General features: G+C 64.8%; 17 protein-coding genes. 3 read left to right on the plus strand and 14 right to left on the minus strand.

What is annotated here, in order from left to right; translation table 11 throughout:
• Positions 1-12 precede the first annotated feature (12 nt).
• The 7 genes from ahbB (TSA1_RS19135) to TSA1_RS19165 all read right to left on the minus strand — a co-directional run bounded on the left by ahbB (TSA1_RS19135) (position 13) and on the right by TSA1_RS19165 (position 5,981).
• On the minus strand, positions 13-489 hold the full coding sequence (gene ahbB, locus TSA1_RS19135; RefSeq protein ID WP_100177711.1) for a siroheme decarboxylase subunit beta: 477 nt from the start codon (positions 487-489) through the stop codon (positions 13-15).
• A 2-nt stretch (positions 490-491) separates the two neighbouring features.
• Complete coding sequence (locus TSA1_RS19140) at positions 492-944, minus strand: Lrp/AsnC family transcriptional regulator (protein ID WP_100177712.1); 453 nt, start codon at positions 942-944, stop codon at positions 492-494.
• Positions 944-1,927, minus strand: a complete 984-nt coding sequence (ahbB, locus tag TSA1_RS19145) for a siroheme decarboxylase subunit beta (RefSeq protein ID WP_100177713.1) — start codon at positions 1,925-1,927, stop codon at positions 944-946. Before ahbB (TSA1_RS19145) ends, TSA1_RS19140 begins: the two co-directional genes overlap by 1 nt.
• Positions 1,924-3,099, minus strand: a complete 1,176-nt coding sequence (locus TSA1_RS19150; protein WP_100177714.1) for a cytochrome D1 domain-containing protein — start codon at positions 3,097-3,099, stop codon at positions 1,924-1,926. Before TSA1_RS19150 ends, ahbB (TSA1_RS19145) begins: the two co-directional genes overlap by 4 nt.
• On the minus strand, positions 3,096-3,419 hold the full coding sequence (locus tag TSA1_RS19155) for a c-type cytochrome (protein ID WP_245448349.1): 324 nt from the start codon (positions 3,417-3,419) through the stop codon (positions 3,096-3,098). The genes TSA1_RS19150 and TSA1_RS19155 overlap by 4 nt, the downstream gene beginning before the upstream one ends.
• On the minus strand, positions 3,409-4,188 hold the full coding sequence (cobA, locus tag TSA1_RS19160) for a uroporphyrinogen-III C-methyltransferase (protein WP_100177716.1): 780 nt from the start codon (positions 4,186-4,188) through the stop codon (positions 3,409-3,411). The genes TSA1_RS19155 and cobA overlap by 11 nt, the downstream gene beginning before the upstream one ends.
• Positions 4,189-4,262: 74 nt before the next feature.
• Positions 4,263-5,981, minus strand: a complete 1,719-nt coding sequence (locus TSA1_RS19165) for a nitrite reductase (RefSeq protein ID WP_283811654.1) — start codon at positions 5,979-5,981, stop codon at positions 4,263-4,265.
• A gap of 196 nt (positions 5,982-6,177) precedes the next feature.
• On the opposite strand from TSA1_RS19165, the gene TSA1_RS19170 reads away from it, so the two are divergent.
• Positions 6,178-8,256 (plus strand): NosR/NirI family protein, encoded by a 2,079-nt coding sequence (locus TSA1_RS19170; protein WP_100177718.1) that lies wholly within the window; start codon positions 6,178-6,180, stop codon positions 8,254-8,256.
• Between the two features lie 9 nt (positions 8,257-8,265).
• Complete coding sequence (locus tag TSA1_RS19175; RefSeq protein WP_100177719.1) at positions 8,266-9,255, plus strand: FAD:protein FMN transferase; 990 nt, start codon at positions 8,266-8,268, stop codon at positions 9,253-9,255.
• Between the two features lie 66 nt (positions 9,256-9,321).
• Here TSA1_RS19175 and TSA1_RS19180 read toward each other — a convergent pair whose 3' ends face one another.
• The 6 genes from TSA1_RS19180 to TSA1_RS19205 all read right to left on the minus strand — a co-directional run bounded on the left by TSA1_RS19180 (position 9,322) and on the right by TSA1_RS19205 (position 18,130).
• Positions 9,322-9,705, minus strand: coding sequence for a c-type cytochrome (locus TSA1_RS19180; protein WP_100177720.1), 384 nt, complete (start codon positions 9,703-9,705; stop codon positions 9,322-9,324).
• Positions 9,706-9,816: 111 nt separating this feature from the next.
• Positions 9,817-10,644: a Crp/Fnr family transcriptional regulator gene (locus TSA1_RS19185; RefSeq protein ID WP_245448350.1), complete on the minus strand. Its 828-nt coding sequence runs from the start codon at positions 10,642-10,644 to the stop codon at positions 9,817-9,819.
• 222 nt (positions 10,645-10,866) lie between these two features.
• On the minus strand, positions 10,867-13,179 hold the full coding sequence (locus TSA1_RS19190; protein ID WP_100177721.1) for a TonB-dependent receptor: 2,313 nt from the start codon (positions 13,177-13,179) through the stop codon (positions 10,867-10,869).
• A complete protein-coding gene (locus tag TSA1_RS19195; RefSeq protein WP_100177722.1) occupies positions 13,160-14,239 on the minus strand; it encodes a HoxN/HupN/NixA family nickel/cobalt transporter in 1,080 nt (359 codons plus the stop codon). Before TSA1_RS19195 ends, TSA1_RS19190 begins: the two co-directional genes overlap by 20 nt.
• A gap of 306 nt (positions 14,240-14,545) precedes the next feature.
• Positions 14,546-16,561 (minus strand): TonB-dependent receptor, encoded by a 2,016-nt coding sequence (locus tag TSA1_RS19200; RefSeq protein ID WP_245448352.1) that lies wholly within the window; start codon positions 16,559-16,561, stop codon positions 14,546-14,548.
• 573 nt (positions 16,562-17,134) lie between these two features.
• A complete protein-coding gene (locus TSA1_RS19205; protein ID WP_100177724.1) occupies positions 17,135-18,130 on the minus strand; it encodes a Bug family tripartite tricarboxylate transporter substrate binding protein in 996 nt (331 codons plus the stop codon).
• Between the two features lie 209 nt (positions 18,131-18,339).
• Here TSA1_RS19205 and TSA1_RS19210 point away from each other — a divergent pair, with 209 nt between their 5' ends.
• The gene (locus TSA1_RS19210) at positions 18,340-19,476 is read left to right on the plus strand and encodes a GNAT family N-acetyltransferase (RefSeq protein WP_100177725.1); all 1,137 of its coding nucleotides are present in this window, start codon (positions 18,340-18,342) and stop codon (positions 19,474-19,476) included.
• Between the two features lie 28 nt (positions 19,477-19,504).
• On the opposite strand, the gene TSA1_RS19215 is transcribed toward TSA1_RS19210, so the two are convergent.
• On the minus strand, positions 19,505-20,728 hold the full coding sequence (locus TSA1_RS19215; protein ID WP_100181213.1) for an FAD-dependent oxidoreductase: 1,224 nt from the start codon (positions 20,726-20,728) through the stop codon (positions 19,505-19,507).
• Positions 20,729-21,125: the final 397 nt, after the last annotated feature.

A 21,125-nucleotide genomic window follows, 5' to 3' on the forward strand; every position in this document is an offset into this window, starting at 1 on the left:
GACCGTCTCCCGTCAGGCGGCGATGCGAAGGCCGGTCTTCTTCAAGATCCGGGTCGAGAACAGAACCTCGTGGGCCCGCGCCGCGGGACCGACCAGCACGGCAATCTCGGCAACCTTCGCCCGCACCTCGTCGCGGCTGCGACCATGGACCATGGCAAAGAGATTGTAGGGCCAGAGCGGCAGATGCCGCGGCCGTTCGTAGCAATGCGTGACGAAATCGAGCGCACCGACCCTGGCGCCGATGTCGGCAACGAGCTCGTCGGCGATGTCCCACACCGACATGCCGTTCGCGGTGGTGCCGAGCGCATAGTGATTGGGGATCGCGCCGATGCGGCGGATCGCACCGTCCTCGAGCAGCCGCCCGAGGCGACTGACGATTTCGGCCTCGTCGAGGCCGAGCCTGCCGGCGAGCGCGCGGTAAGGCTCGGCGACCAGCGGAAGTCCTGCCTGCGTAGCGGCGATCAGCTTGCGATCGATGGCATCGAGCATGACTAGACCTCCACGCGGAAACCGACGAAGAACTCGCGCGTCTTGGGCATTGCGCGCACACGAAGGCCCGTCTCGCGCTCGATCTCCGCAATCACCTGGTCAATGCGCTCAGGGGCATCGGTCGACACGACGAACCACATGTTGAGCGCGTGATCGCGCTCGTAATTATGCGCGATCTCGGGATGGGCGTTGACGAGCTCGGCGACCTCGTCGAACCGCTCGCGCGGGACGGCGATCGCGGCGAGACAGACGGCCCCGCCGAGGGCTTCGGCATTCCAGAGCGGGCCGAACCGGCTGAGCTGCCCGCCCGCGATCAGATGGCCGATCTCCTCGATCATCTCGCCCTCGCTGAGGCCCAGCTTCGCGCCGGCATCGCGGTAAGGCCGCTGCGTCAGGGGAAAGCCGCCCTGCAGGCCGTTGATGATGGCCTTTTCGGTCGGGTCGAGCGAGCGCATCAATTCGCCTCCTTGCGCCCAGAGAAGACGGCGCCGCGTTGCTTGAAGCAGCGCTTCGAGAACAGCACGGCCTGCTGCATCAGGCCGGTCTCGGCGAGCAGGTTCAGCTCGTCGATCGCGGCATGGGCCTCCTCGCGCGCGCGCGCATGCACCATGCAGAACAGGTTGTAGGGCCACACCGGCGGCCGGGGCGGACGCTGGTAGCACAGCGTCACGCTGGGATGACGGGCGAAGATCGCGGCGACATCGTCGATCATCCCGTCCGGGATGTTCCAGACCGCCATCGCGTTCGACCGGAAACCGAGCTTGTCGTGGCGCACCACGCAGCCGAAACGCGTCACCACGCCGGCTGCGACCAGATGCTCCAGCCGTGCGATGACCTCGTCCTGGCCGAGTGCGAGCTGATCGGCGACCGCAAGATAGGGATGCTCGACCAGCGGCAGCCCATTCTCGATCGCCGCGAGAATGCGCCGGTCGCGCGGATCGGGACGATAGTTCCCCGCGGCCGGCGCGCGGCGCTTCTGCGCGCGTGGCTCGCGCAACGAAAAGCCGAGGCCGAGATGATAGGCCTGCACCATCGGCAAATCCACGACGGGCAGCCCCGTTTGCGCCTCGATCCTGTCGATGGTGCCGCCGATCGCCTGGGCGTCTCCGCCGGCGATCACGAACCACAGATTCAGACCGTGCTCGCGCTCGTAATTATGCGTAACCAGCGGCTCGCGGCTGACGATCCCGGCGACCCGCTCAAGTCGATCGGGCGGGACTTGCAGCGCGGCTAGCGTGCTCGCGCCCACGGTGTTGGGGCGGACCACGGCACCGACCCGGGAGATCAGGTCGTACTCCCGCATGCGACGAAACACGCCGATCGTCGCCTGCTCGTCGAGCGCGGCGGAGCGGCCGACGATCTCGAACGGCTTCTCGACAAGCGGAAAATCGTGCTGCCAGCGATCGATGAGAGCGAGTTCGACGGAGCTTGGCGTCATTGTCCGATCCTTGTCGCGCGGGCGGTGAAGAAGATTCCGGACGGCTTCTGCGCCGGGATCTCCGTCTTCTTGGCAAAGGAGGCGGCGTCGTAGACGTCGATGCGATCGGCATCGCGCACGGAGACCCAGACCTCGTTGCCGCGCGGGGTGAACTCCATGTGGAGGACCGCCGGGCCGGGCGTCAGGCGATGGATCACCTTCAGCGTCTCGGTGTCGACGATCTCGATCGTGTCGTTGAAGGGGTGCGCGAAGTTCACCCAGACGTGGCGCCCGTCGGGCCGCGCCACGGCGAAGACCGGCTGGCCGTGGGTGGCGGTGCGTCCGACCTCGGCAAAGCTGCGAAGATCGACCGCGATCAATTCGTGATGGCCGACGGCGGGAAGCAGCAGCTTGTCGCCCGCGGCGCCCCACCCTTCCAGATGCGGCATCTTGTAGACCGGCAGCGCCTCCTGGCCGCGGCCATAGCCGCTCAGGATGCGCTCGGCCTTCAGCGGCGCGCGCCAGGTGTCGACATGAACGACGCCGTCCTCGCCGAACAGGCCCGCAAGATAATGGCGGCCGTCGGGCGTGACGTTGCCGTCATAGGGCAGCTTGCCGACATCGGTCAGGCGGGTGATGGCGGGGGTCTCGACATGGGTGAGATCGGCGATCCAGATCTCGCCGGCGTCATACAGCGCCCAGGCGAAACGCCGTCCGGGCAGGTCGACCAGTCCGACCGTCTTCGAGGACTTGCCGCCCTCACCCGTTGCCGGAATGTTGGCGACGGGATCGAGCGTCCTGGCATCGAAGATCTTCACGCCGCCCGGTTCGTAGTTCGAGACCGCGATCAGCGCGCCGTCGTCGGAGATGGCGCCGCCGATCGAATTGCCGGCCTGCACGATGCGTCTTGTGATCGTGCTCGTGAGCATGTCGACCTTGGTGAGGCCGCCGTCGCGGCCGAAGACATAGGCGTAGCGCTGGTCCGGCGAGAACACCGCGGAGGCATGCGAGAGATCGCCGAGCCCCTCGACGCGGCCGATCGATTTGCGCTCGGTGGCATCGACGATCAGCACCGAGCCCGTCGCGCGCTCCACCACGAGGCCGAGATTGCCGGTGCCGCGCAGCGCGTCGGCGCGCGAGAGCACCGGCATCAGCAGCAGCAGGGCCAGACACCACCGCGCCACGAACCTCATGGCAGATCTCCCTGCTGCAGATGCTCCACGATCCAGCGCGCGTCGGCTTCGCTCAGCAACGGACGCCAGGGCGGCATCGGCGTGCCCGGCACGCCGTCGAGCACGATGCTGACGAGCTGGTCGCGGCTCCAGGCGCTGAGATGGTCCGGCGTCAGCGGCTTGCCGAGCCCGCCTTTCAGCGTCAGCCCGTGGCAGGAGCCGCAGTCCTGCCGCACCAGATTGGCAAGCCTTGCAGTATTCCTTGCGGCATCGACATCTGCATCGCCCGCGGCGGCCGGCCCGATCGCAACGGCCGATGCCAGGGCAACGCTAGGCCACAACTGAAATCGCCTCGCAAATTGCCGCATCGCTCCGCGCGCTCCGTTCCAGCGCGATCGCCGCGACCTTTCCGATGATGAAAAGGACGGGACCGCTGAAGGAGGCGTCTTTCAGAGCGACCGGAAGCGCCTCCAGCGACGCACATATTCGGCTTTCCTGCGGCGTCGTACCTTGACACACAGCAAAGACCGGCGTGGTTCCCGGCAACCCCTGCGCGATCAAATTGCCGACGATCTCGTCGATATTGGCAAGGCCCATATAGACGACGAGCGTGGTGTCGGGATCGGCGAGGCTTTTCCAGTCGAGATCGAGCGGCTCGTTGGCCTTGCGATGGCCGGTTACATAGCGCACGCCGGAGGCCAGGCCGCGATGCGTCAGCGGCATCCGCGCCGCCGCGGCGCAGCCCTGTGCCGCCGTGATTCCCGGCACCACCTCATAGGGAATGCCTGCCAGCTCGAGCTCGGCCGCCTCCTCCGAGCCGCGTCCGAAGATGAAGGGGTCGCCGCCCTTGAGCCGGACGACCGTGCGGCCGGCGCGCGCCAGCCGGACCAGCATCTGGTTGATCTCTTCCTGCGGCACCGGATGATGGGCGGCCTGCTTGCCGACATTGATCTGGAGCACCCCGTCCGCAATGGTCGCCAGGATGCTCGGTGGCACCAGGCGATCATAGACGACGACGTCGGCCTCACGAAGCGCGCGGACCGCCTTCAGCGTGAGCAGCTCGGGATCACCGGGACCGGCGCCGACCAGATAGACCTTTCCAACAGCCATGATGCGCTCCGCCGAAGACCATCGCGAAAAGGCAGGCTGGTGCGGCGATCGCGCGCCGCACCAGCCCATGCTCGTCAGTAGACGTCGTTACGCGTGTTGAAGACGTTGAACTTGCCGGTCGGGGTGACCAGTCGCCGGTCACGAATGACCGTCTTCAAGGTCAAGGTCTTGTCGTCGACGACGACGATCGCCGAGTCCTGCGCCTTGTTGTTCCACACGGAGAACCAGATCTCCGTGCCGTCCTTGTTGAACTCGCCCTGCACCACACGGCGGGCGCCTTCCGAGATGCCGGACCACTGACCGATCGGCAGCACCTTGTAGGTCGGCTTCTCCTTGGCGAGGTCCTTGATCTTGAACACCGCGACCGACGAGGAGATCTCGGCGTCCGTGTTCAAGGGCGTGTCGACGTAGAGGTTCTCCGACTTCGGATGCGTCTTGATGAAGAGCGATCCGCCGCCCTGCCCGTCGACCGTCTGCACAACCTTCCAGGCGAACTGCTTGTGCTTCTCGGGGTCGGTGCCGATGAAGGAGATCTGCTCGCTGCCGAGATGGCTGGTTGCCCACACCGGCCCGAACTTCGGATGCTCGAGATTGGCACCGCGTCCGGGATGCGGGGTCTGGCCGCCGGTTTCGACGACGCCGACCAGCTTGTCCTCCTTGGTATCGACGATCGCGACCTTGTGGCGGGCATTCGCCGCGACCAGGAAGTAGCGGCCGGTCTTGTCGAACCCGCCGTCATGCAGGAAGCGCTCGGCTTCGATCGACGTCACCTTCAGGTTCTTCAGATCCTGATAGTTGACGAGCAGGACCTGGCCGGTCTCCTTGACGTTGACGACGAACTCCGGCTTGAAGTGCGAGGCCACGATGGAGGCAACGCGCGGCTCCGGGTGATACTCCTGCGTATCCTCGGTCATGCCGCGGGTCGAGACCACCTTGAACGGCTCGAGCGTCGCGCCGTCCATCAGCACGTATTGCGGCGGCCAGTAGGCTCCGGCGATCGCATACTTGTCCTCGTAGCCCTTGAACTTCGAGGTTTCGACCGAGCGCGCCTCGGTGCCGATCTTCAGCTCGGCGACGGTCTGCGGCGGATCCATCCAGAGATCGATCAGGTTGAGCTTGGAATCGCGTCCGATGATGTAGAGGTAGCGCCCCGATGCCGACATGCGTGAGATGTGCACGGCATAGCCGGACTTCAGGATGTGCTCGATCTTCTTGGTGTTGCCGTCGATCAGCGCGACCTCGCCGGCGTCACGCAGCGTCACCGAGAACAGATTGTCGATGTCGAGCTTGTTCATCTTCTTGGTCGGCCGCTGCGCGACCGGAACCAGGACCTTCCAGCTGTCCTTGATCTCTTTCATCCCGAACTCCGGCGGCTGTGCCGGGGCGTTCAGGAGGTAGCGGGCCATCAGGTCGATGTCGGCCGCCTCGAGCTGGCCCGAGGTGCCCCAGTTCGGCATGCCGCCGGGCGAGCCATAGGTGATGAAGTCACGCAGATAGTCGAAGCCGAGCTTCTTGGTGAGATCGGGCGTCAGCGGCTTGCCGGTCGCGCCCTTGCGCAGCACGCCGTGACAACCCGCGCAACGTTCGAAATAGATCTGGTTGGCCTTGTCGAACTCGGCCTTGGTGAGGTTGGGATCGCCCGGCTTGGTGCCGGGCTGCTCGGTCGCGCCCTTGCCGAGAACGTCCAGGCTCGGCTGGTACTGACCGCCCGGGGTCGTCTTGTGCTGCTCGACATCGGCAGGTTTCGGCGTCGGAGCCTGCTGCTGCGCGTAGCCGATCGTCGTCGCACTCAATAGCATAAGGCTCGTTGCTGCAACGCAGCTTGCAAGCTTTGGAAACAGGGAAGCTCGGCCTCGCATTACATTCCTCCAGCATGAGAATCCGATGGGGCCTTATGCAGGGAATCCGAGGAACTCTCCTTGACCGCGGTTAATCGCAACATTGATCCACCTCAATGCGCGCCGCCGACAACGCTGCCTGATCCGTCGGATGCGATCGTCCGGAATCATCTTCGCCGCTGCACGGCACGCTCTGTCCGCACTGGCGATGCTGGCGTCGATGTTTTGCAGCGCAAACGCAGCCGACCTCAACGTCGCCGCAAAATTCTTCTCCGAGCCCGTCGTGATCGACCGTGCCGATGGCAAGCCGCCGGCAGCATTGGTGCGGGCTGCGGACGGGCGCGTGCTCGGCTACGCCTTCTCAAGCCTCGATGTCTCCGGCTCCGTCGGCTATGCGGGCCGGCCGCTCGATATCGTCGCGGCGGTGACGCCCACCGGCATCGTCGCCGGCGCCGAGATCGTTGCGCATGAAGAACCGATCCTCGTGATCGGAATTCCCCGCGATGCGCTGGCCGCCTATGTCGCCAGTTTCCGTGGCTTCGACGTGCGCGGCGGCACCACGCTCACATCCGCTGGTGAGACCGCGCGCGGCCCGCACGCCGTCGCCGGCGCGACCATCACGAGCACCGTGATTCGTGATGCGATCGTGCGCTCGGCGCGCGCCGTGCTGCGCAGCCGGACCAGCGCGCCCGAGCGGGCTGCACGGCTCGACCGTGAAACCCTGCGCCGGTCCTCCTGGGCCTCGCTGCTCGCCGAGGGCGCGGTGCAGCGACGGCTGGTGAGCCGCGGCGAAGCGGCAAAGCTGCTCGGCACGCGCGACAACGAACCCGACAAGGCTTTCATCGATCTCTGGATGGCGCTCGCCACGCCGCCGCCGATCGGCGAGAGCCTGCTCGGCCAGCGCATTTACGAGAGCGAGACGGCGAAGATCGGCCCCGACGACGATCTGCTCCTGATCGGCGCGTCTGGACTCTATTCGTTCAAAGGCACGGAGTGGCGTCAGGCGGGAACGTTCACCCGGATCGAGATCGTCCAGGGTTCGCGAACGCTGCGTCTCAAACCGGCCGATCATACGGCCGTCGAGCAGCTGCACGCCGCTGGCGCGCCGGAGCTGCGCGAGATCGCCGTGTTCCGCATTCCGCAGGCGAGCGGCTTCGATTCGACCAAGCCATTCCGGCTCGACGTCGATCTCGGCGCCGGCGCCGCACCGAGCGGTCCCGCCGTGGTCTCGCTCGATTATCGCATTCCCGAGCGTTACCTGATCGCCGCGCCCGCCGAGCCGCCCCCGGCATCGACGACGGCCGCCCCCGCTCCGGTGCAGGCGGTGTGGCAGGAGATCTGGTGGGCGCGACGCTACGAGATCGGCGTGCTCGGCGCCATGCTGACGGTGCTGGCGGCCATCCTGATCTTCCAGGACAGCGTGACGGCCCATGGCGTGTTCTACTATCGCCTCCGCACGGGCTATCTGCTCCTGACGCTGGTGTTCCTCGGCTTCATCGCCAACGCGCAGCTCTCGGTCGTCAACGTCCTGACCTTCATCCATGCCCTGCTCTCCGGCTTTCGCTGGGAGCTCTTCCTGCTCGATCCCATGGTATTCCTGCTCTGGAGCTTCGTCGCATTCAGCATGCTGTTCTGGGGCCGCGGCGTGTTCTGCGGCTGGCTTTGCCCGTTCGGCACGCTGCAGGAGCTCACCAATCAGCTCGCGCGTCGGCTCGGCATCAAGCAGATCGAGATCCCGTTCGGGCTGCACGAGCGGCTGTGGATGATCAAATATGTCTTCTTCGTCGCCATCCTGGCGATCTCGCTGCGCTCGATCCTGACGGCCTTCCAGCTTGCGGAGGTCGAGCCGTTCAAGACCGCGATCACCATGAAGTTCCTGCGGGAATGGCCGTTCGGCGTCTATGCCGGGCTGCTGCTGCTCGCCGGCCTGTTCGTCGAGCGCTTCTACTGCCGCTATCTCTGCCCGCTGGGCGCGGCACTCGCGATTCCGGCGCGGATGCGGATGTTCGAATGGCTCAAGCGCTACCGCGAATGCGGCGCGGAATGCCACGTCTGCGCACGGCGCTGCACCGTGCAGGCGATTCATCCGCTCGGCCAGATCAACCCCAACGAATGCATCTATTGCCTGAAGTGCCAGGCCAATTATTTCGACCAGGACGTCTGTCTGCACCTGAAGAAGCGCGCACAGCGGCGCCAGCCGTTGCCGCAAGCTCCTTCCCACCCGTCGTGAGGAGACACGATGCTTCCTGATCGTCCGACACGTCGTCGCGCCATCACCATCTTCGCATCGGCCGCTGCGGTCGCCATCGCGGGTCCCGCCAGTCCAGCCCGGGCCGATTTCGAATGGCGCGGCACGGCGATGGGTGCGGATGCGCGCATCCTGTTCAACGATATCGAGCCGGCAGCAGCAAAAGGAATCGCCGCGCTGGTCGAAGCGGAGATCGACCGCCTGGAAAACGAGCTGAGCCTGTTTCGATCCGGATCGGAGCTGTGCAGGCTCAATCGCGATGGCGCGCTCACCGCGCCGGGCGGCGATCTGCGTCGCGCATTGGCACTGGCACTGGAGATCGCAGCCGTCACGAACGGCTTGTTCGACCCGACCGTGCAGGCGCTGTGGGAAGCCCATGTCGAATGGTTCGCGGACAGGAGCCACACCGGCCTGCCGCCGCAAGCAATCATTGCCCGCGCAAGGCAGGCGGTGGACTGGCGAACTGTCAGGATCGAGCCTGATTCAATTCGTCTCGGCGACAACCAGCGTTTGACGCTCAATGGTCTTGGCCAGGGTTACGTCACCGACCGCGTGGCTGACATGCTGGCGGTGAAGGGATTCGCCAACATCCTGGTCGATCTCGGGGAGATGCGGGCGATTGCCCCGCGCCGCGACGGATCGCCATGGCTGATCGCGCGCGGCGGCGCCGGCCCGCTGCAGCTGGCGGAAGGTGCTCTTGCCACGTCAGAAGGCTCGGGCTGCGTGCTCGGTGCCGATGGCGCCGCGCACCATCTGTTCGATCCGCGCAGCGGCCGCAGTGCGGCCCATTGGCGCACCATCATCGTGCACCATCGCTCGGCCGCAATGGCTGACGCGTTGTCGACGGCGCTCGCCATCGCATCTGCGGATGAGATTCAAGCATTGCTGCCCCGGCTGAGCGGCACCGCGATCTGGGCCACCGATCCGGCAGGGCGTCGTTCAACCTGGGCCGCCGGCCCGCACGACGGCATCGTCGGCTGAGCCACGATGCACACCGGGCGAACGGTCGGCCCGCGGGGCGATTGGTCTTAGGCTGCTGGTCTTGGCTTACTTGGTCTTGCCGTCGCCGTCGTATTGCTTGAGATAGGCCCAGAGATTCTTGGCCTCGGCTTCGTTCTTGATGCCGGCGAATGCCATCTTGGTGTTGGGCACCTTGGCCTTGGGATCCTTGATGTAATCGAGGAAGCTCGCTTCATCCCAGGTGATGCCGGAATTCTTGTTCGCGTCCGAATAATTGTAGCCGGCAACCGATCCTGATTTGCGGCCATCGAGACCGTTGAGCACCGGGCCAACCTTGTTCTTCGCGGTTGCGCCGACGTCGTGGCAACTGGCGCATTTCTTGAAAGCGGTGGCGCCCGCCGTGACATCCTGCGCATAGCCGGCACCGACCGAAGCCGCAGCGACTGCAATTGCGATTAGGACACGCCTCATTTCATCATCTCCTGTGTGAGTGAAATTAGTCGGGTTACGCCTCGAATACGCCGGCGCGGGTTGTGGAAAATGAAGGGAGACTGGCGTTCGCCAGCCTTGGGAGCATGAGGATCACGCCGGCACCGATTTCACCTCGGGCCGGATCGCCCGTGGCGCGGGCGGCTCGGCGCACATCATCCTCGGTTTCACGGGGCAGCGCGCACTGATGCGATCGCAGGCCACGAGCTTGCAGAGCTGGGCCATGTCGCGCACCGCCACGTTCGAGGCGCGCACGTCGACACCCACCAGGCGCAACTTGGCGAATACGCGCGAAAGCGATTCCGGCTTCAGGCCGAGCCTGCCGGCGATCAACGATTTGTCGTAGGGCAGCGTGATCGTGCACGGCCCCTTGGTCCGGGGCGCCAGCGAGGCAAGAAACTCGGCCACCCTCTGCGTCGCGCTCTGCGCCATCAACTGCTCGATCTGCTGAACCATGCGGTGCAGATGTTGCGAGGTCGAGGCGATCATCGCGATCGCAACATCCGGCATCTGGCGAATGCAGGCGATGACGTGGTCGGCCGGAATGACCATCACCCGGGCCGAGGTCACGGCGCTGGCGGTAGCAGGATAGCGGCCGGACGTGAACGTGACGGCTTCGGCCAAGCTCTCACCCCTGGTGACCACATCGAGCACGGCCTCGTCCCCGGCGGGAGTGACCCGGTACAGCTTGATCCAGCCATCCAGAACGACGAAGAACGCTTGGGCCGGTTCGCCCTGACGAAACAGCGTATGACCGGGACGGAGGTTGAAGATGCTGGCTGGCCCGAGCAGGACCGCGAGCACCTGCGGCTCAAGTCCGCTGAACACCGGAATTTCCGCGGCGATCTCAAGATCAACCGGAGTGGGCGCCATCATCGTCTCATCCCTGATGTTTGATCTTGGTGTCTGAATATTGATCATCCATCGCGTCATATTTTGAGCTGGATCAACTCCACCGAGGGGTCGGCTCGCCAAGAGGACGCTGCGTCGGAGCACCCGCGATGCAACAATCGCCCTATTTTCATCCAGCCCTCTTTGTGGGAGCGCAAACTCCTGCGCGTTCACGACGACTGGACCCCTGCAGTCGGCTCGGCGTGCCGTCACTCAATCGAGCGCTTCATTCGATCCGCGACCTCGGTCAACCTAGAACGTCCCGGCGATGGTAAGCCGGAACGTCAACGGTTCCACGGGGTGCAGCACGTGGTCCATTACGCCGTTCTGACAGACCGACGTCGGCGCGGTGCCTGCCGTGCAGAGGTTATAGAGCGTGTCGGTCTTGAGCAGCGACCCATAGGCATAGGAGATCTGGTTCGCCTTCGTATTGAGGAGGTTGAGCACGTCGAGCTGGAGACGCCAGCCGTTGTCGATGCGATAGCCGAGGCGGCCGTTGAAGATGCTGGTCGCGGAAGTGCGGAACGCGTTGTCCTCGGTCAGCGGGCTCGACGCCAGATAGCGCCAGCGCAAGGCTCCGAACCAGCCGGTCTTCTCGCCCAGCGTGACGCCGGCCGATGCCACCATTGCCGGCGCGTTCGGAATGTAGTTGCCGGGCGCGTTGCCGATCTGCGCCTCGGGATAGCCGGCGAGCGAGGCATAGACCTCCGCCTGCGCGCTGTCATAGCCGCGGAAGCGCGCATGCGTCATGGCGAGATCGGCGTCGATGTCGATCCATGACCGGGGCCGGTAGTGGTTGGTCCATTCAAAGCCGTAGCGGCGACTGGCGCGGGTCGCCGAGGTGTCGCCGGCATCGCCGGAGAACAGGATCTCGGAATCCTGGTCGAGGATGAAGAGGCTGAGCGAGCTGTCGAGGCCGGGAACGATCCTGCTGCGCACGCCGACCTCCGCCCCCTTCGTCCGAACCAGGAGCGGCGACGGCGTCAGCCTCGTCGCGGGATCGCTGGGATCCTCCGTCGTGGTGGCGCCGCGGGCGTCGTTCGAGTGCATGCCGTAGCCGGCGCCGAGGAAGAACTCGGAATGATTGAACGGGCCGAGCACCATCCTGAATTTCGGGCTGCCGAGCGCGGCATCCGCGCGGCCGGAATTGCTGGCGTTGAACAGCGAGGTCACGTCGGCTGCATAATAATCGCCGCGCCAGCCGACGCTGGTCCGCAGCCAATCGGTCCATCGCACGGTATTCTCGGCATAGAGGCCGACGCTGCCCTCGCCGACCTTGTCACTGCGGATGTTGGAGAGAAAGCCGCGCCGGAACGTGTTGGTGAGCGCGAGGTCGATCGCATCATAGCGCGATTGCAGGCCGAAGGTGGTTTGCATCGGCAACCCTGCGAACGAGCCGTTCAGCGTGCGCGAGATGTTGGCACCCACCATCAGTCGGTCGTCGTGCTGGTGGAACTGATCGCCGAGCACGGGATCGCTGAGGTAGTAGGTGAAATTGTTGAAGAGATCGAGCTGGCTCTTCACCACGTAGGCGTTGGCCTTCCACGAACCCGCATCGTCGGTCTGCGCGACGCGGCCCGAGAGTGCGAAACGGTTGGTGTTGCCGCCGTCGCTTGGATCTTCCGAGCCGAAGCGGCTGAGAAAGCCGGATGCGATCGCACGTTGCGGCACCTGGTCGGTCGAATTCCATCCGTTGGCATAGGCCATGCCGGTGACGGACACGCCATCGGTCGCGGTGCCCTGGCTGTAACGCACGAGGCCGTTGAGCTTGCGCACATTGTCCGGATTGTCCCACGGGCCGTTGTAGGTGCCGATCTCGCCGGCCACGAGCAGCGCGCCGTCACCGACCTTCGCGGAATCCATGCCGAGCAGACGGCGGTAGCCGAAACTGCCGACGCTCACCTGCGCCAGCCCCCTGGTGCGGTCGATCAAGCCGACATGGACGCTTCCGACCGAAGCGAAATCGCCTTCCTCGGCAAAGTACGGACCCTTGCGCACATCCACCGCCGCGACGGTTTCCGGGATCAGCCAGTTGAGATCGGCATAGCCCTGGCCGTGCGCGTGCGTGCGCATGTTGACGGGAACACCGTCGACGGTGATGGCGAGGTCGGTGCCATGGTCGAGATTATAGCCGCGCAGAAAATACTGGTTGGCCTTGCCCTCGCCGGAATGCTGCGTCACGATGAGACCCGGCACGGCTTCGAGCGCTTCGCCCGGCCGCGTGAACGGGCGTGCGTTGAGCTGTTCGCCCGAGATGGTGATCTCGCTGGCCATGCTGGTCGGGTTCTTCGCACCAGATGCGACGCTACGCACATCCTCCCCTTGCGCTGCCGCCGGAGACACGAAGATCCGACGGCCAGCCGGCGACGGCTTGCCGGTGTGGCGCGATGCGACCGGCTTCCTGCGCGCCGACGTCTGGCCGCCACCGATCTCGATCGGCGGCAACTCGCGTGAGGTGTTGCTGCTCTGCGCGAAGGCGCGGCCGTCATCCGCAAGCAGCACCAGGGCCGAGAGTGCCGTCAGCGCGCCGCCGCCGAGGCGGGGCTCACGCCGCTTCGGTTGCATCGGCGCATTCCAGAGCTTTCGTTGCGGCCCGATGCCGGCTACCCTCGAAGAGGCGACGATAGAGCACCACCGAGACGAGCCAGGCGATCGCAAACAGCGCGATCACGGCGAAGCCGACATTGGCGAGCGACTCGTTGAGGCCCTCGACCAGCGTCCAAACGCCGCCGGACAGGCCGAGCCGGTCGGCGGCGAGCCCGAGCGCCTCGATCCCGCCGATGAGCAGCGCAACCGCCACCGAGGCGCCGGTGATCGTGAGATTGTACCAGAGCTTGCGCAGGGGATCGACGAAGGCCCATCGATAGGCACTCACCATCAGCGCGGAATCGGCGGTGTCGACCAGCGCCATGCCGGAGGCGAACAGCGCAGGGAAAACCAAGACATCGGCAACGGACGCACCGCGCGCGGCTTCGGTGGCGGACATGCTGAGCAGGCCGATCTCGGTTGCCGTGTCGAAGCCGAGCCCGAACAGGAAGCCGAGCGGATACATGTGCCAGGGTTTCGTGACCAGGCGGAACAGCGGGCCAAGCAGTCGCGCCAGGAAACCGCGATTGGCAAGCAGCCTATCGAGGCCTTCGGCATCGTGAACGCCCTGCTCCCGCGCCGCGCGAAACGTCCGCCACAGGCCGGCGAAGATGACGAGATTGATGGCCGCGATCGCGAGCAGGAACAGCGCCGACACCGACGTGCCGATCAGGCCGCCGATCTCCTTGAGCAGGCTGTCGCCGCCGAGGCCGACCACGCCGAGCGCGAGCAACGAGGTCGCGACCACGACGACGGTGGAATGGCCGAGCGCGAAATAGAGGCCGACGCTATGCGGCGCACCATCCGTCTGCATCAACTTGCGCACGACGTTGTCGATGGCGGCGATGTGATCGGCATCGACGGCGTGGCGCAGGCCGAACACCCAGGCCAGCAGCGCAGTCGCCAGCACTGTCGGCCGGTCTCCGAACAGCGCGAAGGCCCAGGCCCAGGCGGCAATGTTGGCGGCGATCAGCCCCCCGAACAGCACCAGCGTTCCGGATTCGATCGTCCGAAAAGTCAGCTTCACCGCCTGCTCCATCACTCCCGCCCTGCAGTATGATGTTTATCAAGAACTCTCATACTGACAAGAGCAAGAGCCGCGCCACTTTCGGCCCTACGGCCAAAGGCGCGTGGAAAGGGAGATCACCCCATTGATTAAATGAAGGATTTTTGAAGCTCCCCACACGGCGCGGGAGCGGCATGCGGTGCTGCGATAGGCAAGCAAGTATCCACCTTGCTGACCAAGTTGACCGCCTCCCGACGTTCGTCATCGATGGTCGCCGGCGGGTGCGCTACCGCCAACGGCTCTCTGACGATCATTCCGTCAAGACCGCGTGGGGGCGTTTCACATGTCCACGGTCATCGACAGGAGATATGTGCGTGGCGCTCCCAGGAAGAACGTTCCGAACGAAGCCACGCTGGACCAGTAACTCTCGCCGGTCACATTCTGGATGTTTGCGCGGAAGACCGTCTTCTTGCCGTTGATCGCCGTGATGTAGCGAGCGCCGAGGTCGAGTCGCGTCCACTCCGGAATCGACTGCTTGTTCGCGGAGTCGATGAACTGCCTGCCCGTGTAGATGACGGCTCCGTTCACAGTGAGATCTCTCATCCACGGGAGGTCCCACTCCGCACCAATATTGGCCTGTACGTTCGGCACGCCGATCGGCGTGTTGCCCACATTTGCAGCGACGGCGGTCTTCGTCAGCGTGCCATCCAGCAACGAGACGCCTCCAAGGATACGAACATCCGGCCTGAGCTCGCCGAAGACGTTGAACTCCAGCCCGCGGACTCGTTGTTCGGCGGTCGCCGCGAAGCGCCCGGCGGAGAGCTCGCCGCTCGCCTTCGAAATCTCGAAGGCGCTGAAGGTGGTTGCGACCCGGCCGAAATCCACCTTGATGCCGGCCTCGTATTGCTTGGCGACGTAAGGCTGCAGCACTTCGCCGAAATTGGACGCGGTCTGCGGAGCGACGTCGCCCCGGGCGAGACCTTCGACATAGTTCGCGTACAGAGAGACGTTATCCACGGGCCGGACGACGAGCCCGACCACCGGGGTCACTGCGCTCTTGTCATAGGACGACGTCAGCGTTCCGACGTTGGAGAGATAGTTGTTGGCCTCGATGCCCTGGCGCCGGACACCGAGGGTCAGCAGGACACGCTCGTCGAGCACTGACAAGGTGTCGGCAATCGAGAGCCCCGTGAGCTCGCTGTCCGAGAGCCGCGGACGGCCGCTGATCTCGTTCGCGAACTGGGTCGGCGCGACGGACGGATTGTAGATGTTCGACGTGACCAAAGTGCCGTTGGTCAGCCGCCGGTACAGGGCGTCATGATAGACCGAGGCCTGAACGGCGAGAGCATGATGGACGAACCCCGTGTCGAAACGAGCGCGGACCCCGCCATCATAGGTGGTTCGATCGATGCTGAGGCCGAAGTACTGGGGCGTAGAGGTGGTGTCCCCGCTATTGTTGACGATCGTCGGAAGACCGAAGAACCGCTCGACATTGGTCTTGGAGCCGCCGACATCCGCGAACAGCGTGACCTGGTCGCTGACATCGTACTCGGTCCGCAGCAAGGCGGATTGGTCGGTGATGCGCGACCATTCCCAGGGCTGGGTCACGTTCAGCCTGCCGTCCGGCGCCTTCGGCACCTGCAGACCGGTCGCCATCAGAAAGGGACGCGACGGCGCATCGAACCGATCGGTCTGCGCGATGAGATAGAGCCATGACCTGAAGCGCTCGCCCCGATAGTCGAGCGCGAGCGATCCGACACCGGTCGTTTCGGATTGGCGATCGATCGGCGTGTTGCCGTCGCGAACGCTTCCGCTGGCGCGCACGCCCCATTCCTTGCCATCGCCGTAACGCCGCGCAACGTCCCAGTGACCGCCGAAGCGCGCAGTCGAGCCGTAGCTTGCGGTCAGACGGGTCAGATCCTCTTCCGCGCGCTTGGGCACGACGTTGATGACGCCGCCGACGCCGCCATTGGGCGCCATGCCCGACAGCGCGGCCGAGGGACCCTTGAGCACTTCGATGCGCTCGACGTAGTCGGTGAAGATGCGATAGGTCGGCGCGATTCCGTAAAGCCCCTCGAAGGCGAATTCGCCATTGTTGCCTTCGTTGATGGGAAATCCGCGAATGTTGAAGGAATCCACCACTCCGCCGGTCGGGTGGGAGCTTCGCACGGAGGGATCGAGGATCAAGGCATCCGCACCGGTTGCCGCCTGCTGATCCCGAACGAACTTGTCGGTATAGCTCGTCGCGCTGAACGGTGACTTCATGGTGCTGGTGTTGCCGAGCAGCCCGAGCCGCGCGCCCTCGGCGACCTGGCCGCCGGCGAATGGCGGGGCGACAGCGGACTGCGATCGCACCGCGACCGCTGGAGCTTGCGGTACGCGTCGCGCGGTCGATCGGACGCGGGCATCATTTCGCCTGGTAGGCGCACGACGGGCCGACTGTTTCGCCGGCGCTTCGACGGTCACCGGTGGAAGAGAGCTTCCGCCTTGCGATGTCTGGGATCGCGCAGGCAATTCGAACCACGTGAGCAACGCCACTCCACCCAGCAGCGCCACTGCTACGCGCGCCACCGTCCCAACCCCACCCCTACGCCGCATTCCCAGCAAGTCCTTCATCAATAGCGCGCAGCCGCCGTGAAGCGGCTTCGCACCTGGCCGGCAACGGTCATGGACCGAAGAGCAGCTCCTCGCATCCGAGCCCGGCCGGCACATATGCCCCGTCGATCAATTGCTCTGCAGACGCGTACGCGTTCGCTGCCATCGTCCTGGCGGCGACATTCGAATGCGAGCGAGCTGCCTTGCCTCTTTAGGAAGACGTCATCGTGACGGCAACGCAATTGCGTGCACCGAGACTTAGAATGCCTCGATCATTAGCGATCGACAGGCGAACGCCTGGAACGATTCAAATACGCTTTGGATAATTCGCGCTCAGTCGCGCTTGAGCCCGATCGACTTGACGATGGGAGCAAGGTGCGCCAGTTCGTCCTCGACCAGGCGCTGAAATTTGTCGGGACCTGAATCGGGGTCCGGCTCCAGACCTTGCGAACGATAGCCTTCCTGCAAATGAGGATCGTCCATCGCCGTGCGTGTCGCCGCGGCGATCCGCTCCACGATCTTATCCGGAGTCGCTCTTGGAGCGAACAAGCCAAACCAGCCGGCATATCTGAGGCCCGGCATGCCGGCTTCGGTCACCGTCGGAATCTCCGGCGCGCCGCTCAACCGATGATCGCTGGTCACCGCGATCAGCCGCAGCTTGCCCGCAGAGTGCAGTTGCAGGATCTGGCTCGACACCACGGCGATCACCGAAGATATCTGCCCACTCACCAGATCGTTGGTCGCGGGCCCCATGCCCCGATAGGGAACGTGGACGAAGTCCGCGGCAAGGCCCGATTGCTGCCTGAACAATTCCCCGACGAGATGATTGCCGGTGCCGACGCCCGGAGTGCCGTAGGAAAGCTTGCCCGGATTGGCCTTGGCAAAAGCTACCAGCTCCCGCAGGTCCTTGACCGGCAAGGACGGATGAACCGCGAATGCGAGCGTGCTGGTGATCAGCCGGTAGATGGCGCGGAAGTCACGAACCCCGTCATAGGCCGGCTGCGCCGAGGTCAACGGAATCATCACCTGCGTGCTGCCATTGCCGAGCAGAAGCGAATAGCCGTCGGGCGCGCTCTGCGCCACCGCGGCGGAGCCGATCGCGCCACCCGCGCCGCCGATGTTCTCGACATAGATCGGCCCCAGCAGCGGGGCGACCCTGTCGGCCCAGGGACGGCCGATCTGATCACCTGCGGCGCCGGCCGTATAGGGAATGACCAGCCGGATGGGCCGGACAGGGTAATCGTCGGCGGCTGCGCCACCGGACCAGGCGGCCAACGCCGCTATCCGGGCTGCCTTATCAAGCAGTTCTCGTCGTGAGAGGAGAGTCATTGGCTGCGAATTCGGGACCATGTAAGCGTGCGACACGATTGTGGAGGCCAGGCGGCTCCGGGACTTAAGGATTTGGTAACGATACCAACGCGATTGAGCACATTAATGCAAATCGTGCGCCGCCGGTGTCTAGCCCGAAACGACCCTGCTATAAACCGCAGCTACGGCTCGATCGATCTTCGCGAATTGTCCGGTTTCCCTGATTGCGCATGAACAAGCCCAGCAACAATTTCGACATCGGCATCGAGCCGTCGTTCGACTTTCTGTCTCCGGAATATGCCGAGCTGTTCGATCGGTCGGCGGCTACCGCGTTTCAGCACCCGATCTGGCTGCACAGCCTCTATGCCCGGCTTGCCTCGAATGCCGGTGCAACACCTTTGATCGTCGTGCTCCGCTACCGCGCAACGGGTGCCCTCGCGATGGTGCTGCCCCTGCTCCGGATCCGGCGTGGTCCGATTCGAACCGTCGAGTTCGCCGACCTGCGCGTCTCCGACTATCTGGCACCGGTTTGCAGCCCGGAGGTCTTTTCGCAACTGCTCGACGACGCGGCAGCATGCGCGCAGATTCAACGCCTCGTTCGCCCTTTCGATCTGCTGCGCATGACCAAGCTGCCCGACGCGCGGCTGCCGATCGAAAACCTGCTGGCGACATCCCGTCGCGTCTCGATGGACACCAACGCCTACGCGACGGTTCTCGTCGCGCCGTTCGAGCAATGGCGGTCCAGCGCGATCGATCGGTCCTACCAGAAGGAGCTCGCAAAGAAATATCGCCAGCTCCAGAAGAAGGGCGAGCTGAGCTTTTCATGCTGCGGCGACGGCACCTCCGTGCTCGAAGCGCTCGAAGTGATGAAGAAATTTCGCGGTCCGCGCTTTCAGGCGCAGGGCGACGGAGACCTGCTTCAGCGTCCCGAATATTTCGGCTTCTATTCCGACGTGGCGCTCCGTGGTCTCGGCGGCTTTGTGCGCCTCTACGCCATGAAGATGGACGGCGAAGTGATCGCCGCCGTGCTCGGACTGTGCCATCGCGGCAGCTTCCTCATCATCATGAGCGCCTTCGACATTTCCGGCTACAAGAGCCAGTCCCTGGGCGCGCTGATGTTCGAGCAGGTCGCGCGCGATTGTATCGAGCGTGGAGACGAGATGCTCGATTTCACCATCGGCGACGAGCCATACAAGAAATTGTTCGGCGGGCAGCCTTCGCCGATGTGGGCGGTCACGCAGGTCGGCAGCACCGCCGGCGCCGTCGCGCTGTTTGCGCTGAAGCAGGCGCCGTGGCTGAAGCTGGCGGCCAAGCGGCTATCGGATCTGCGGCTCCTGCCCGCCCGCACGCCAACGCCCACGCGCTGATCCATCAGCTGGCGAAGACGCGCGGAGCTCAGGCGCGCAGCGCGCCGCGAACGCGTCCAATCCAGCCCGGATGCATCTGATCGACGCGATGCGTCAGGCTGCGCCGCAGGAAGTGCAGCCGGCGCCGGACATCCCAGCCGATATCGTCGCGAGACGTCAGGGCCTGGCGGAAGCGAGCCATCTTCAGAGACTGCTGGTCCGCCGCGATCTTGTCGCGATCGGAATAGAACTGCGAGATCTTGTCCTGGCCCATGCCAGGGGTCGTGAGCCATCTCGGCGCATATTCGGTGCAAAGACGATCGACGTCCACCAGCAGGCGCGCGACGCCCGTCCCGGCGGCGGGACAATTGGTCTGGAAGGCATCACCGATGAGCACGATTCCGGGCTGAACGTGTCCTTCGACGACGGTCAGATCCATCACCCAGTTCTGGACCTTGTCGATGACGCGGAAATCGCCGAGATAGGTCCGCAGTCCCGGCAGCAGACGCAAGACCGTTGCTTCCGGCTCGCGACGCAGCTCGCGCATGATCGGATCGGTCGGGTCACGGAACATGAAGAGATTGGCCCGCATGCCGGCGCGGACGGGAAACAGGCTGAGATAGTCGATGCCGTCCGCCGTGCGCTCGCCATAGCAGGTCAGCGCCGCGAAATCGAACGGGCGACCGTCTTGGCGGACAATCGTGAAGCCGAACGACACCGAATGGCGCTCGGCCAGAATCCGTCGCTTGATACCGAGCTTGTATCCAAGAGCCGTCGCCATGCCGGTCGCAAGCACGACGAGGCGCGCGGTCACGCGCCGCCCCGAGGCCAGCTCGAGATGCTGGACGTCGTCGCTGCTGCTGATCGCGGTGACCTCGTCGACGATCAGGCTGGACGGATCAGGTATCTGGCTGCGCGCCATGGCAACGAGATCGGCATAGGAGAATCCATAGGCCTGACCGACGCTGACATCGACCACCTTGCCTTCCCGGATGTTGAGCACCTGGTCATATCGACAAGCGACGTTTTCGAGCGCGTTGAAGAAACCCAGCTTGCGCAACAACTCGAGTTGATGGCCGCCGATCTTTTCGACCCGGAACTCGTCCGGATGAACCGCGCGCTTTTCGATCAGGGCGACGCGATGCCCTGCCCGCGCCAGCACCGCAGCCGCAAGCGATCCTGCAAGGCCGCCACCGACGATCGCGATGTCCGCCGCGATACTCGAAGTGTCGGCTGCGGCGTTCGGCTCGGTCACGGTTCTATCCGCCGTCATGATCTGGGCTCCCACGGTCAACTAAAGTCGCACGTGCAATTCTCCCGCCTGATCTGGCATCGCAGGGCCAAATGCGATGATTTCTCGATATCGAGGTTAACGAGCGGGAAGGCGGCCCCTCCCAGCGACGGCCGGCACGTCTCTTGCTGGGGAATCTCCGTCAATAGCGGCTTTTGACAGCGTGGCGGCCGATCCCGGCGAGCCGTCCCGCCGTCAAACCGCTGGTCTCTCCTTTCTCCGCCGTCGTCGCCGCACTACGCGACCGGTCGGTCCGAACCGCGCCTTGCTCTATTTGGGACAATGGGGACGACGATGTTCCACAGTGAAGCAACCGACGTCGCCTCGATATCGTCAGCGCCGGTGCGGACCTGGACGCTGCCCATTAACACTCGGGGCT

This window comes from Bradyrhizobium nitroreducens (genome assembly GCF_002776695.1).
In the GTDB taxonomy this organism is placed as follows: Bacteria; Pseudomonadota; Alphaproteobacteria; order Rhizobiales; family Xanthobacteraceae; genus Bradyrhizobium; species Bradyrhizobium nitroreducens.

What these genes read in the sequence shown, in the direction of transcription:
- ahbB (WP_100177711.1), bottom strand. Translation starts at nt 489, where the DNA reads ATGCTCGATGCCATCGATCGCAAGCTGATCGCCGCTACGCAGGCAGGA.
- TSA1_RS19140 (WP_100177712.1), bottom strand. Translation starts at nt 944, where the DNA reads ATGCGCTCGCTCGACCCGACCGAAAAGGCCATCATCAACGGCCTGCAG.
- ahbB (WP_100177713.1), bottom strand. Translation starts at nt 1,927, where the DNA reads ATGACGCCAAGCTCCGTCGAACTCGCTCTCATCGATCGCTGGCAGCAC.
- TSA1_RS19150 (WP_100177714.1), bottom strand. Translation starts at nt 3,099, where the DNA reads ATGAGGTTCGTGGCGCGGTGGTGTCTGGCCCTGCTGCTGCTGATGCCG.
- cobA (WP_100177716.1), bottom strand. Translation starts at nt 4,188, where the DNA reads ATGGCTGTTGGAAAGGTCTATCTGGTCGGCGCCGGTCCCGGTGATCCC.
- TSA1_RS19170 (WP_100177718.1), top strand. Translation starts at nt 6,178, where the DNA reads ATGCGATCGTCCGGAATCATCTTCGCCGCTGCACGGCACGCTCTGTCC.
- TSA1_RS19175 (WP_100177719.1), top strand. Translation starts at nt 8,266, where the DNA reads ATGCTTCCTGATCGTCCGACACGTCGTCGCGCCATCACCATCTTCGCA.
- TSA1_RS19180 (WP_100177720.1), bottom strand. Translation starts at nt 9,705, where the DNA reads ATGAGGCGTGTCCTAATCGCAATTGCAGTCGCTGCGGCTTCGGTCGGT.
- TSA1_RS19185 (WP_245448350.1), bottom strand. Translation starts at nt 10,644, where the DNA reads ATGATCAATATTCAGACACCAAGATCAAACATCAGGGATGAGACGATG.
- TSA1_RS19190 (WP_100177721.1), bottom strand. Translation starts at nt 13,179, where the DNA reads ATGCAACCGAAGCGGCGTGAGCCCCGCCTCGGCGGCGGCGCGCTGACG.
- TSA1_RS19195 (WP_100177722.1), bottom strand. Translation starts at nt 14,239, where the DNA reads ATGGAGCAGGCGGTGAAGCTGACTTTTCGGACGATCGAATCCGGAACG.
- TSA1_RS19205 (WP_100177724.1), bottom strand. Translation starts at nt 18,130, where the DNA reads ATGACTCTCCTCTCACGACGAGAACTGCTTGATAAGGCAGCCCGGATA.
- TSA1_RS19210 (WP_100177725.1), top strand. Translation starts at nt 18,340, where the DNA reads ATGAACAAGCCCAGCAACAATTTCGACATCGGCATCGAGCCGTCGTTC.
- TSA1_RS19215 (WP_100181213.1), bottom strand. Translation starts at nt 20,728, where the DNA reads ATGACGGCGGATAGAACCGTGACCGAGCCGAACGCCGCAGCCGACACT.